This is a genomic window from Xanthomonas sp. MLO165 (genome assembly GCF_018831305.1).
In the GTDB taxonomy this organism is placed as follows: domain Bacteria; phylum Pseudomonadota; class Gammaproteobacteria; order Xanthomonadales; family Xanthomonadaceae; genus Xanthomonas; species Xanthomonas arboricola.
The window spans coordinates 2,548,823-2,561,406 of sequence record NZ_CP029263.1; the positions used below are offsets into that span (position 1 = coordinate 2,548,823).

10 protein-coding genes, 5 tRNA genes and 2 pseudogenes are annotated in these 12,584 nt (G+C 65.2%); 11 read left to right on the forward strand and 6 right to left on the reverse strand.

Annotated elements, in window-relative coordinates; genetic code table 11:
* The first annotated feature begins 113 nt into the window (after positions 1-113).
* The 6 genes from DGN21_RS10705 to DGN21_RS10730 all read left to right on the forward strand — a co-directional run bounded on the left by DGN21_RS10705 (position 114) and on the right by DGN21_RS10730 (position 1,982).
* On the forward strand, positions 114-506 hold the full coding sequence (locus DGN21_RS10705) for a cytochrome c (protein ID WP_215824918.1): 393 nt from the start codon (positions 114-116) through the stop codon (positions 504-506).
* Between the two features lie 8 nt (positions 507-514).
* The gene (locus DGN21_RS10710; RefSeq protein WP_160955148.1) at positions 515-976 is read left to right on the forward strand and encodes a cytochrome c; all 462 of its coding nucleotides are present in this window, start codon (positions 515-517) and stop codon (positions 974-976) included.
* Between the two features lie 104 nt (positions 977-1,080).
* Positions 1,081-1,156, forward strand: a tRNA-Ala gene (locus DGN21_RS10715).
* 45 nt (positions 1,157-1,201) lie between these two features.
* Positions 1,202-1,277 (forward strand) — tRNA-Glu (locus tag DGN21_RS10720).
* Between the two features lie 505 nt (positions 1,278-1,782).
* Positions 1,783-1,858, forward strand: a tRNA-Ala gene (locus DGN21_RS10725).
* 48 nt (positions 1,859-1,906) lie between these two features.
* A tRNA-Glu gene (locus DGN21_RS10730) sits at positions 1,907-1,982 on the forward strand.
* Between the two features lie 208 nt (positions 1,983-2,190).
* Here the strand turns inward: DGN21_RS10730 and DGN21_RS10735 are convergent.
* Together DGN21_RS10735 and DGN21_RS10740 are read right to left on the reverse strand one after the other, a co-directional pair.
* Positions 2,191-2,367, reverse strand: a complete 177-nt coding sequence (locus tag DGN21_RS10735; protein ID WP_043889232.1) for a hypothetical protein — start codon at positions 2,365-2,367, stop codon at positions 2,191-2,193.
* Between the two features lie 346 nt (positions 2,368-2,713).
* Positions 2,714-2,800, reverse strand: a tRNA-Leu gene (locus DGN21_RS10740).
* A gap of 139 nt (positions 2,801-2,939) precedes the next feature.
* Here DGN21_RS10740 and DGN21_RS10745 point away from each other — a divergent pair.
* The 4 genes and pseudogenes from DGN21_RS10745 (at position 2,940) to DGN21_RS10750 (ending at position 7,291) form a co-directional block, all read left to right on the forward strand.
* Positions 2,940-3,320 carry a response regulator gene (locus DGN21_RS10745; protein ID WP_046342825.1) on the forward strand — a complete coding sequence of 127 codons (381 nt, stop codon included), beginning with the start codon at positions 2,940-2,942 and terminating at the stop codon, positions 3,318-3,320.
* A gap of 197 nt (positions 3,321-3,517) precedes the next feature.
* Positions 3,518-3,910, forward strand: a pseudogene (locus DGN21_RS20310) (histidine kinase); the annotation flags it as partial.
* An 81-nt stretch (positions 3,911-3,991) separates the two neighbouring features.
* Positions 3,992-4,255: pseudogene (locus tag DGN21_RS20315) on the forward strand (hybrid sensor histidine kinase/response regulator); the annotation flags it as partial.
* Positions 4,250-7,291 carry a PAS domain S-box protein gene (locus DGN21_RS10750; RefSeq protein WP_345776757.1) on the forward strand — a complete coding sequence of 1,014 codons (3,042 nt, stop codon included), beginning with the start codon at positions 4,250-4,252 and terminating at the stop codon, positions 7,289-7,291. The pseudogene DGN21_RS20315 and the gene DGN21_RS10750, both read left to right, overlap by 6 nt.
* Before the next feature lie 387 nt (positions 7,292-7,678).
* On the opposite strand, the gene DGN21_RS10755 is transcribed toward DGN21_RS10750, so the two are convergent.
* Both DGN21_RS10755 and DGN21_RS10760 read right to left on the reverse strand, forming a co-directional pair.
* On the reverse strand, positions 7,679-10,045 hold the full coding sequence (locus DGN21_RS10755; RefSeq protein WP_126966116.1) for a Tex family protein: 2,367 nt from the start codon (positions 10,043-10,045) through the stop codon (positions 7,679-7,681).
* Positions 10,046-10,289: 244 nt separating this feature from the next.
* Positions 10,290-10,517 (reverse strand): hypothetical protein, encoded by a 228-nt coding sequence (locus tag DGN21_RS10760; RefSeq protein ID WP_016904406.1) that lies wholly within the window; start codon positions 10,515-10,517, stop codon positions 10,290-10,292.
* Positions 10,518-10,709: 192 nt separating this feature from the next.
* On the opposite strand from DGN21_RS10760, the gene DGN21_RS10765 reads away from it, so the two are divergent.
* Entirely contained in the window at positions 10,710-11,921 is a 1,212-nt protein-coding gene (locus DGN21_RS10765; protein ID WP_126966115.1) for an FAD-dependent oxidoreductase, read from the forward strand.
* Here DGN21_RS10765 and DGN21_RS10770 read toward each other — a convergent pair.
* Both DGN21_RS10770 and DGN21_RS10775 read right to left on the reverse strand, forming a co-directional pair.
* Positions 11,879-12,394: a hypothetical protein gene (locus tag DGN21_RS10770; protein WP_104574702.1), complete on the reverse strand. Its 516-nt coding sequence runs from the start codon at positions 12,392-12,394 to the stop codon at positions 11,879-11,881. The two genes, DGN21_RS10765 and DGN21_RS10770, sit on opposite strands and share 43 nt — an antisense overlap.
* Complete coding sequence (locus tag DGN21_RS10775; RefSeq protein ID WP_102256626.1) at positions 12,364-12,564, reverse strand: PspC domain-containing protein; 201 nt, start codon at positions 12,562-12,564, stop codon at positions 12,364-12,366. The genes DGN21_RS10770 and DGN21_RS10775 overlap by 31 nt, the downstream gene beginning before the upstream one ends.
* Between the last annotated feature and the right edge of the window lie 20 nt (positions 12,565-12,584).

Here is a 12,584-nt window from a genome sequence, read left to right on the forward strand (position 1 = left end):
TTCAAGTTCGCGTATTCACCCCGTTTGCGCCACGCCAAATCGCAGGCATACTCGGACCGGTTCCGCCACGCCCCCACGTGCGGACGTTCAATCAGTCTTCCGGATACGAAACCATGCGCCCGCAGCCGCTCGCCGCTTGTCTCGCTCTGGTCGTCTTCCTGCCGTTTGGGGGCGCATCAGCGACACCGTCAGTCACGCCAGCCGCACCCGCCACCCCTGGGCCCGCCGCGGCAGTGGCTACACCCGCAGCGCCCACCGGCAATCCGTCCAACGGCCGCTTGCTGGCCTACACCTGCCAGGGCTGCCATGGCGTCACCGGCTACAAGAACGCCTATCCCAGTTATCGCGTGCCCAAGATCGGCGGCCAGTCCAGCCAGTATCTGACCCAGGCGCTGACCGAGTACCGCCAGGGCAAACGCAAGCATCCCACCATGCAAGCGCAGGCGCAGAGCTTTTCCGAGCAGGACATCGCCGATATCTCCGCCTACCTGTCCACCCTCAAATAAGCGCCCACATGCCGAACGCCCTGCACGCTCCGCGTCTAGCCATCGCCCTGGTCGCTGCCCTGATGTTGGCGGCCTGCTCCCAATCCCAGGTCGAGTCCACCGACCATTCCGCCGGCGATGCCGGCCACGCCAGCGGCGAACATGGCTCCGGCTCGTCTGCCGGCCTGCCGACCGGGCGCGCCGACGCCGGCGACAAGCTGGCGCACGCGAAAGGCAAGGCCACCGGCCAGAGCTGCGTCGATTGCCACGGCGCCGACGGCAATGCCCCCATCGACCCCAGCTATCCCAAGCTCGGCGGCCAATACGGCGATTATCTTGCGCACGCCTTGCAGGCCTACCGCAGCGGCGATCGCCAGCACCCGTTGATGACGGCGCAGGCCACTGCCCTGAGCGATCAGGACATCGCCGACCTGGCCGCCTACTTCGGTGCTCGACAGACGCAGCTGCGCGACCTGCACGGCGTCAACTGAGTTGCCGATGCGCAGCGTGCCCCGCGCACGCTGCGTCTCATGCGAAATGAAAAAGCACTTGCGCGAACATTAACAGGCCGCTATCATTTCGTTCTCAGTTTCGTGGGGCCATAGCTCAGCTGGGAGAGCGCCTGCATGGCATGCAGGAGGTCGGCGGTTCGATCCCGCCTGGCTCCACCACTCCTGACTTAGGCCGTCAGGGTGACAACTCAGGTTTTGATACGCGTCCCCATCGTCTAGAGGCCTAGGACACCACCCTTTCACGGTGGACACCGGGGTTCGAATCCCCGTGGGGACGCCAATCATCTGAAAGCCCCGGCACTGCCGGGGCTTTTTTTTTGCGTGTTTTTCAGCATCGATTGCGTGCGCGGCTATCTGCACGCAGTGCTCGTGGTGTGGCGTGTCATCTGTCGATATCGATGATGCAACAGCTCCTCATCAACGTAGTGCGCCTTGGAGCTTTGCACCTCACCTGCTGCAGCTGCCGGCACGGCTACGCGTATGCCGGTGCAAGCAAACGCGGGATGTTGCGATGCGGATCGAATGTTGTGCGCAGACTGTTGCATATGACCGACGTGCAAAAACTGCCACGGCCACTGCATCGCCACACCTTACGCAATCAGACACTCGTGCATGCAGACGACATCTAGGTCGATCAGTTTGCGACGCGCGCACTCATCAAGCGCTCGCAAAGGCACGCGCCACATTGGTCCCAGCCACTGGCGAATCGGTCGCGCAAACTTTTTTGCACACACCACTTCCCAAGTGTCATCGATGTCGCTATGATTGCCGGCTCGCAGCATCGTGGGGCCATAGCTCAGCTGGGAGAGCGCCTGCATGGCATGCAGGAGGTCGGCGGTTCGATCCCGCCTGGCTCCACCAAATTCCGGACATAGGCCGTCTGGAATCTACAACCAGGTTTTGATACGCGTCCCCATCGTCTAGAGGCCTAGGACACCACCCTTTCACGGTGGACACCGGGGTTCGAATCCCCGTGGGGACGCCAATCATCCGAAAGCCTCGGCACTGCCGGGGCTTTTTTTTGCATCTAACTCAGAGCGCCCTGTTCCACCGCATGCAGTCGGTGGCGGCACGATACGAGCGCATCGTGTCACTCCATCCACACTCACGCATACGCGGATCGACGGTGTAATGCACTCCGCGATGAAGCCCCTGCCGCACTCGCGCGTCGAACGAATCCGCACAACGACGGATCAGGTCTGGCCGGCATCCAGCGCCTTGCGGCCTTCGTGGGTGAGATCGATGTCGCCGTCTTCGGCCTGGGTCGCATAGCCGGCACGCACTGCCCAGTTGGCCTCTTCGTCGGCGACCGGCGTGGTGTCATGGATGTCGCGCAAGATGCGCAGTTGCTGCGAAGAATCGAAATCCATGGGAAGCCACCTGCTTGAAAAGAGCTTTCCAAGGTACGCATCGCGCGTGATGGCTGCGTGCCTGCAGACGCATGGTGGCAATTCATGCTCATCCCGGCGGAATTTTCAGCAACCATGCTTCATCGATAAGAGGCAATGGAACACGCCGCCATGCGGTGAAGAAAGGTGACGCCGCTGCATCAGCAGCTGCGCCACGTCCACGGCAAAATGCTCTATTTTTGACGGCATCCTCAGGCGCGACGATGCAGCAGCTGCCAACGTTCGCCGGTTCCGGCGACTATCGAGCGCACAAAAGAAAAGCCCCTCTGACCGTCGCCAGAAGGGCTTTGCTTGTACCGCTACATCCTGGTGCCGAAGGTGGGACTCGAACCCACACGCTTTTAAGGGCGGCGGATTTTGAATCCGCTGCGTCTACCGATTCCGCCACTTCGGCTTGGCCGCGCAGTATAGCGACTTACGCATGAAACGAACAGTGTCAGAACGCGCCTGACGAATTCAGCTGCAAGCAATGGCGTCAGCGCTGCGGTGGAGCAGTGTCGATATACTGGCCGACTTAGGTGAAGGAGTAAGCAATGTCGGTGTTGCGTGGAGTTCGGGTGCTGGTGGTCGAGAACGACCAGATGAATGCCATGCTGCTCGATCTGCAGCTCGTCCAGGCTGGCGCGGTGGTGCTGGGTCCGGTCGGGGAAGTTGCGCAAGCGCTGACCCTGATTCAGGCCGATGCGCCGGAGATCGCAGTGCTCGACTACCGCCTCGGCAATGGCGAGACCAGCGAGCCGGTCGCCCGGTTGCTGTCGGAGCTCGGGATTCCGTTCGTACTGGCGACCGGTGTTGCCAGTGGCACCATCCCCAGCGGCTTCGAGCGCGGCGTGATCCTGACCAAGCCCTATTTGTCAGACGAACTGATCAGCGCTTTGGCTAGGGCACGGCAGCTGAGCGGCGCCGCCAGCTGAAAGCTCCGACCAGCCCCTGGGTCGCCAGCATGCGGGCCCGGCCGATGCCCTCATTCATCGCCAGCCACACCTGCAGACCGCCCGCCTGCTGCGCTTAACGTAGGCTCATCGCGCGGTCGCGCCGGCTGCCACACCCCCTCGATCACGGCCCGCTTGCCACTAGAATCGTGCATCCAGGCATGATGGGCAGGTCACCAATGGATATCGCCGTGTCGCCGTTTGCCGGTCTGTTGCCGGAGACGTGCGAGACAGCCGGGCTGTTGCTGGCATCGTCCGCATGCGCCGCCGACCCGCTGCTACGCGACAGCCCAGCGCTGCGCACGACGCTTTCGCTGTGCCTGCATGCACAGGCGCCAATGTTGCTGGTCTGGGGCGAGCAGTCGCGCTGCATCTACAACGATGCCTGCGCCGCGCTGTTGGGTGAACGCCACCCGGCAGCATTCGGCCAACCCTTCGCGGAACTTGCAGACGGCGCTGAAGCCAACCACAGCGATGCCGATGCGCGTGCAGCATTGACGCTGTCGACGTGGTCCTGCAGCCCGGTGCTGCAGGCGGGCAAACCTCTGGGCATGCTGTATGTCGCCGGCACGCCCGCCCCTGCTGCAGGGCCGCCCCGTCGCGAGTCCGCGCCCGCAGCGGTGTCGCCTTCGCTCGACCAGGCGCCGGCCTTCATGGCGGTGCTGCGGGGACCCGGCTACATCATCGAAAGCGCGAACCAACGCTTCCACGAGCTGGTCGGCCAGCGACCGTTGCTCGGCCGTCCGTTGCTCGAGGCGATGCCGGAAGTCGCAGACCAGGGCTATCTCGAGCTGCTCGATGAGGTGCGGCGCAGCGGCCGCCCCTTCATCGGCGAGTCGATGTCCGCCTATCTGCAGCGCACGCCTGGCAATGTGCTCGATCAGACCTTCGTTGATTTCCTGTATCAGCCGATGCGCGAGCGCGACGGCCGTATTGACGCGATCCTGGTGCACGGATTCGATGTCACCCAGCAACGCAGCATGGCAAGTCGCGACAGTTTCCTGCTGATGCTCGAAGACGCGCTGCAAAACGTTTCCGATCCGCGTCAGATCATCGACACCAGCGTGCGCTTGCTGGGCGAGCATCTGCAGGTCAATCGCTGCGCGTTCGGCCTGGCGGCGGCCGACGGCAGAACCATGCACGTGATCAGCGACCATGTGCAGGACATGCCTAGCCTGCAGGGCGATTTTCCGCTGGAAGTGGCGCAGGGCCTGCGCGACGCCTTGCTGGAAAACCGCCCCTGGTTCACCACCGATGCGATGGCGCCCGGCGCACCGGACTACGTGGCGCAGCAGTACCGACGCTCCGGCCTGCGCGCGTCGCTGGCGATTCCGCTGCACAAACACGGCCGCCTGGTCGCGGCCATCGGCGTGCATCAGCGCGCACCGCGGCGCTGGCTGTCCGCCGAGATCGAGCTGGTCCGCCTGGTTGCGGCGCGCTGCTGGGAATCCATGCAACGCGCCAAGGCGCAGCAGCAACTGGCCGCCAACGAGGCGCGGCTACGCCGACTGGCCGATACGCTGCCACAGATCATCTTCATTGCCGACCCGGAGGGTGAGCCGCATTACTTCAACCGGCGCTGGTACGAATACACCGGACTGGATCCTGCCGACCACCAGACCGCCGCGTGGCATCAGGCACACACCGCCGATGGCCTGCAGCTGTCCGCGCAGGCCTGGGCGTTGGCCATCGAGGGCGAACGCGCCTACGAAATGGAGTGCGAGCTGCAACGCCACGATGGCCAGCGGCGCTGGCATCTGGCACGCGCCCTGCCCGTGCGCGGCGACGACGGCAGCATCAGCGAGTGGATCGGCACCTACACCGATATCCATGACCGCCGTGCGTTCGAGCAACAGCTGCGCGAAAGCGAAGTGCGCTTCCGCGCCTTGTGCGAGACGGTGCCGGCAATGATCTGGATGGCCGATGCGCAGGGCGACTGCGTGTACTGGAATCCGCGCTGGTACCACTTCACCGGGCAGGCCGAAGACCAGGCAATGGACCAGGGCTGGTGGGATGTGATGCATCCGGACGACGCCGAACGCGTGCGCCACGCGTTCGGCCAGGCCTTGGAGCAGCGAGGCGAGTTCCTGGCCGAGTACCGCGTATGTCGTCACGACGGGCAATACCGTTGGTGCATCGATACCGCGTCGCCGCATTTCGCCAGCGACGGACGCTTCCTCGGCCATATCGGCTCGCTGACCGATATCTCCGAACGCAAGCTGATCGAGGATGAAACCGCCTCCGATCGCGCCATCCTGAGCCTGATCACCACCGGCGCGCCGCTGCCGGTGGTGCTGGACGCCATCGCAGCGAGCGTGGAAGCGCGTGGCGAGATTGCGCTGTATTGCGCGGTGATGGTGCTGGATGACGTACGCAAGATGCTGAGCTTCGGCTCGGCGCCGCATTTTCCGGTCGAGTACCGCGGGCATTTCGAAGCCTCGCCGATTGGACCGAACGGGCCGCCCTGCGCGCGCTCGGCCTATCTCGGTCAGCAGGTGATCTGCGAGGACATCCAGGCCGACCCCAGCTTCAGCGACCACCACGCGATTTCGGCGGCGCTGGGCATCGTCGCCTGCTGCGTGACGCCCATCCTGGACAGCAACGGCCAGGTGCTGGGCACGCTCAACATCTACTACGACCGCGTCCACCTGCCCTCGCTGCGCGAACAGGCGATGGCGCGCTCTGCATCGCATCTGGCCGGCATCGTCATCGAGCGCACGCGCGTGGATGCCAAGCTCAAGCAATCGCTGCAGGCCGAGACTGTCGCACGCAGCCAGGCCGAGCATGCCAACCGGGTCAAGGACGAGTTCCTGGCCACGCTCAGCCACGAATTGCGCACGCCGCTCAATGCCATCCTGGGCTGGTCGAGGTTGATGCAGTCGGAGGTGTTCGAGCCGGCCAATCTGGGCAAGGGGCTGGTCATCATCGAACGCAGTGCGCGTGCGCAGACGCAGATCATCGACGACCTGCTCGACATGAGTGCGATCCTGTCCGGCAAGATCCGCCTGCAGGCAGAGCACTTCGATATCGCAGGACTGATGCGCAGTACGGTGGAGTTGATGCAGCCGTCTGCACTGGCGCGCGACATCGCGCTGGAACTGGATGCACCCGGCGAGGGCGAGCTGTGGTTCTTCGGCGATGCCGGGCGGCTGCAGCAGGTGCTGTCCAACCTGCTCAGCAATGCGCTCAAGTTCACCTCACCCGGCGGAACGGTGCGGGTGGCGCTGGACATCGAGGACGAACGGCTGCGACTGTGCGTGCAGGACACCGGCATCGGGATTGCGGCCGAGTTCCTGCCGCATGTGTTCGACCGCTTTCGGCAGGCCGATGCCGGCACCACGCGGCGCGTGGGCGGGCTGGGGCTGGGCTTGTCGATCTCGCGCCAGTTGGTCGATCTGCACGGCGGCAGCCTGGGTGCCTCCAGTGCGGGCGAAGGCAAGGGGTCGACCTTCACCATCGTGCTGCCGTTCCAGCACGGGGTCAGCGATCTGCGTCCCGCGTCGGCCGGGTCGCTGCAGGTCGGTCCGCTGCCGAGTGATTGTCTCGGGCGCCTGGATGGCGTGCGCCTGCTGCTGGTCGACGACGACCAGGATTCGCGCGAGGCGGTGGTGCAGTTTCTGATGCTTGCCGGCGCGCAGGTGCAGGCGGCCGGCTCGGTGGAAGCGGCCGAACAATGCCTGGCAGAGACGCCCTTCGATGTGCTGGTCAGCGATATCGCCATGCCGGTGCGCGACGGCTACGACTTGATCCGCACGGTGCGCTCCGGCCGCGCCGACCTGCCGCGGCACATCCCCGCGATCGCCCTCACCGCCTATGTGCGCGAAGAAGACCGCGACCGCGCTGTGGTCGCCGGATTCGATGCGCACATGGGCAAGCCGGTGGAACCACCCGGCCTGGTCGACCTGATCGAACGCCTGATCTTGCCGACGCGCGCGCTACGCAGCGAGGCGTGAGATCGCCTGGAAACGCAATAAAACAGCGTGGTCAACCACGTGCTGCTTGCAGCACACACACACAGACCATCCCAACAGGTCCTTGCCCGCCCACCGTCGCGGGACCTTACGCGGCATGGATGCCGCGTAAGAGCCTACAAGGACGTACTTGCGGCGTGTCCTGCGATGGTGGGCGGACAAGGGCCCTGCAGCAAGGCCTCAGACCAGCCGCCTTACGACTGATCGTATCTGCATAGGCGCACCGCGGTGGTCGGAGTGCACGGACCCGCAGCCAAGTTGCAGATCAGCCTGCCCAAGCGCGATCCAATCGCAGCCGGACCCGCCGCCTTGCGAGCGGGTTTATCTACACTGCCCGGCCACGCCAGGACAGCCGCCGGGCACGCTGGCTCAGCCGCGCTTGGCGCGCGCGAATGCCGCGGCCAGCGCGTTGTCGGCCGGCGGCGCAGTGGTGCGCGGCTTGCTGTTGCCCTGCGCCGGGCCACGCCCACCGCCACCCTCGCGCCGGCCCTGCCCCGCGCCGCCGTTGCCGCGCTGATCGCGCGATTGGGCTGCAGCATCGGCCGGCGGTGGCGTATCGGACAGACGGCAGGTCAGCGCGATGCGTTTGCGCGCCACGTCCACTTCCAGCACCTTGACCTTGACGATGTCGCCGGCCTTGACCACATCACGCGGATCCTTGACGAAGGTGTCCGACAACGCGGAGATGTGCACCAGGCCATCCTGATGCACGCCGATGTCGACGAACGCACCGAATGCGGCCACGTTGCTGACCACGCCTTCAAGCACCATGCCGGGCTTGAGGTGCTTGATGTCCTCGATGCCTTCGGCGAACTGTGCCGCCTTGAACTCGGGGCGCGGATCGCGGCCGGGTTTTTCCAGCTCCTTGAGGATGTCGCGCACGGTCGGTACACCGAACTGCTCGTCGGTGAACAGCTCCGGCTTGAGTCCACGCAGGAAGCTGCCATCGCCCAGCAGGGCCTTGATCGGCTTGCCGGTGCTGCCGACGATGCGCTCGACCACCGGATAGGCTTCCGGATGCACCGCCGACACGTCCAGCGGCTCGTCGCCATCGGCGATGCGCAGGAAACCGGCGCACTGTTCGAAGGTCTTGTCGCCCAGACGCGGCACCTTGAGCAGGTCCTTGCGGCGCTTGAACGGACCGTTGTCGTCGCGATGGCGCACGATGTTTTCCGCCACCGTGCTCGACAGCCCGGACACGCGCGACAGCAGCGCCGCCGACGCGGTATTGACGTACACGCCGACCGCATTGACGCAGTCTTCCACGCGCGCCTCCAGCGCCTTGGCCAGACGATATTGATCCACGTCGTGCTGGTACTGGCCCACGCCGATCGCCTTGGGCTCGATCTTGACCAGCTCGGCCAGCGGATCCTGCAGGCGCCGCGCAATCGACACCGCACCGCGCAGCGACACGTCCAGATTGGGGAACTCCTTGGCAGCAAACTCGGACGCCGAATACACCGACGCACCGGCTTCGCTGACCACGATCTTCTGCAGCTTGCTCGCCCCGCACAGCGCGATCGCCTCACCGGCGAGCTTGTCGGTCTCGCGGCTGGCGGTGCCATTGCCGATCGCGATCAGCTCCACGTTGTGCTGCATGCACAGCTTCTTGATCGTCTGCAGCGACTGCTCCCATTGCCGCTTGGGCTCGTGCGGGTAGATCGTCTCGGTGGCCACCAGCTTGCCGGTGGCATCGACCACGGCGATCTTGCAACCGGTGCGGATACCCGGGTCCAGCCCCAGCACCACGCGCGGGCCGGCCGGCGCGGCCAGCATCAGGTCCTTGAGGTTGTCGCCGAACACGGCGATCGCCTCGGCCTCGGCCTTCTCCCGCGCCTGGTTGAACAGGTCCAGCAGCAGATGCATGTGCAGCTTGGCGCGCCAGGTCAGCCGGCAGGCATCCAGCAACCAGCGATCGGCCGGACGGTTCTGGTTGGAGATGCCGGCATTGCGCGCCACACGGCCTTCGGCGTACTGATGGCCGGCCTCGGCATCGTTGCCCGGCTCCAGATCCAGGTACAGGAACTCCTCGCGGCGCGCACGAAACAGCGCCAGCAAGCGGTGCGAGGGAATCTTGGACAGCGACTCGGCATGATCGAAGTAATCGCGGTACTTGGCACCGGCCTCTTCCTTGCCCTCGGCAACGCGCGCGCGGATCACGCCGTTGTCGTTCAACCAGCTGCGCAGCTCGCCCACCAGGGCGGCGTCTTCGCCCCAGCGCTCCATCAGGATGGCGCGTGCGCCTTCCAGCGCTGCCTTGATATCGGCCACGCCCTTTTCTGCGTCAATGTACGCCGCAGCAGCGACTTCCGGCGCCTGGTTCGGGTCGGCCATCAGGCCATCGGCCAGCGGCTCCAGACCGGCTTCGCGCGCAATCTGCGCACGCGTACGGCGCTTGGGCTTGTAAGGCAGGTACAGGTCTTCCAGCCGCGACTTGCTGTCGGCCGCCACGATCTCGGCGCGCAATTCGTCGCTGAGTTTGCCCTGCTCGCCGATGCTGGACAGGATCGCCGCGCGGCGCTCTTCCAGCTCGCGCAGATAGGTCAGGCGCGTTTCCAGATTGCGTAGCTGGGTGTCGTCCAGCCCGCCGGTGACTTCCTTGCGGTAGCGCGCGATGAACGGAACGCTGGCGCCTTCGTCGAGAAGGGCAATGGCGGCGCGCGCCTGGGCGGGTTGGGCACCGATCTCGTCGGCGATGGTGCGAGCGATTTGCTGGGCAAGCTGGCTGTCGTGCATGGCGGCGCGGCCGGAGCCGCTTCACTGAAAAAAGCATTTTCGCAGTGCTGGCCCGCCGCGGGAACCCGTTGACAGGATCGCCATAACCCTATGCCGGCGCGCCCGTCGATGGCTGACAAGCGCTAGCGGGCGATCGTCAGGTGGTTACCGATGGTGCGGAAGCGCTGAAGTACCGTTGCGATACCTGCAGCAGTGGACACTTGGCGCCCACTGACGGTGGGCGCACTCGTCCGGTCGGCTGCGCTTAGCTGGCGCGACCTGCGTAATGCGTGGCCGCACGCTCGACCAGAATGCTTTCGTGCAGCGATTCCAGTGCCATCACGCGGATCTTGCCGACGTCCTTCAACGGCACCATGCGCTCGACATAGATCTCCGGGCCGGCGTCGGTCATCGCGCGCGACTTGCTGAACCCGTAAGGCACAACTCCCTTGTCGCCATCTTTGCTGCCACCGACATACAGAACGATCGACATGCCCACACCCTCATTAACAACTGTGACTACGTTAGTGGCGCGAGCATAACGACCGTGCCGTGAGGAGCTTTCCACGCACGTTAACGCCGGCTGTTTGCGGTTTGGTGACGGCGGGATCCCCTCGCCTGTCTGCACAACCGCTTCACCCGACCTGCCGGTCCAATTGCGCTCCTCCCGCACGTACGACACCGCATGGACCTCAAGAGTGGCTACCCGTTCTGGTCGATCCGCAACGGGTTGATGCGCGCCTATCCGCGTCTGGAGCGGGACACCGATTGCGAGGTGGCCATCATCGGCGGCGGGGTCACCGCCGCCCTGATCGCGCACGAACTGCTTAAGCACGGGCACGAGGTGGTGGTGGTCGAGCAGCGCGAGATCGGCTGGGGCAGTACCTCGGCCAGTACCGCCTTGCTGCAGTACGAAATCGACACACCGATGATCGAGTTGGCCAGGCATTACGGCATGCCGGCGGCAGCGTTGGCATACGCTGCGTGCGCGCAAGCCATCGTCGACCTGCAAGGCCTCTGCAATACGCTGGGCGGTTGCGACTTCAGCCGTCAGGACAGCCTGTACTACGCCAGCCGGTCGCGGGATCTCGACGACCTACGCAGCGAACTGCAGGTGCGAAAGACCCACACCCTTCCGGTCGAATGGATCGAGCGCGCGCCGTTGTGGCACAACTACGGCGTACGCTCCGAGGGCGCGATCCTCAGCCGCCTGGCCGCCAGCGTCGATCCGTATCGGCTGTGCTACCGCCTGTTTGCAGAAGGCGAGCACTACGGCGCGCGCATCTACGACCGCACCACGATTGCCACCCTCACACCCCACGACCGGCATGTCGCGTTGCGCACCCGCGACGGGGTCACGCTGCGCGCCCGGCACGTCATCATGGCCGCAGGCTACGCAAACCAGCAGTGGCTGTCGCAGCGCGTGGCACGTAACCGCAGCAGCTACGCATTCGTGACCGATCCGCTGCACGACGGCGAGATGGGCGCGCTCAAGCACACCATGATGTGGGAAACCGCGCGTCCCTATCTCTACCTGCGCAGCACGCCGGATGGACGCGTGGTGGCCGGCGGCGAAGACGACAACATCGATCTGCCCGCACGTCGCGACGCACGTGTCATGCGCAAGCTGAAGACGCTGCTGAAGAAGATCCACCAGACGATGCCGGACATCAGCCTGCGCCCGGTGTTCGCCTGGGGAGGCACCTTCGCCGAAACCGCCGATGGACTGCCATTCTTCGGCCCGCATCCGCAACATGGGCCGCGGGTGTCGTTCGCGATGGCATACGGCGGCAACGGCATCACCTATAGCGCGATCGGCGCAGGCTTATTGCGCGCGCAACTGGAAGGCAGGCCTCACCCGTTGTCGGACCTGTTCGGTTTCTCGCGGTTGCGCTGAGATCCCCACGGCCACCAGCCGTGGCCATGCAGAGCATATGCGTCGGCGGCCCGTTCCAGCGGATTGCGTACGTGGATGCCGCCGCACAGCAGATACACCGGCAAAAACAACGGTCCGAGCAGCATGTACTGGTAGACATGCGCACGTTCGTGGTCGCCCAGGCGCACCGGCGGGTGCTGACAATGCCCTGCCGCATGCGCATACGTGCTGCACTGCAGATCCAGTGAGGCGCCCTTGAGCAGGATCACATTGCCTAGCGTCATTGCCCCGCCCGGTCCCCATGGCCAGGCATGGAACACCACGGCCAGTTCCTGCCCGGACCAGCGCGGACGCGCGCCGAAACAGCTGCCGGCGGCACCGATGGCAAGGCCGAGCAAGGTATTGGGCAGGGTCCACAACGCGCCCAGCACCTGCACGGACGACCACCGGCGCCGGGCGGGCGTCAGTCGGCCTGGTTGGGGATCAGCAGCCACAGGATCAGATAGACCAGGATGCCGGGGAACGCGGCCGAGGCGATCGACACGATCACGAACAGCACCCGCAACAGCGTGGAGCTCCAGCCGAAGCGGCGGGCGATGCCGCCGACCACGCCGGCGATCATGCGGTCGTTGAGGGAACGGGACAATGCGGTGGTCGTGACCATGGAAGGCTCCTTCAAACGTG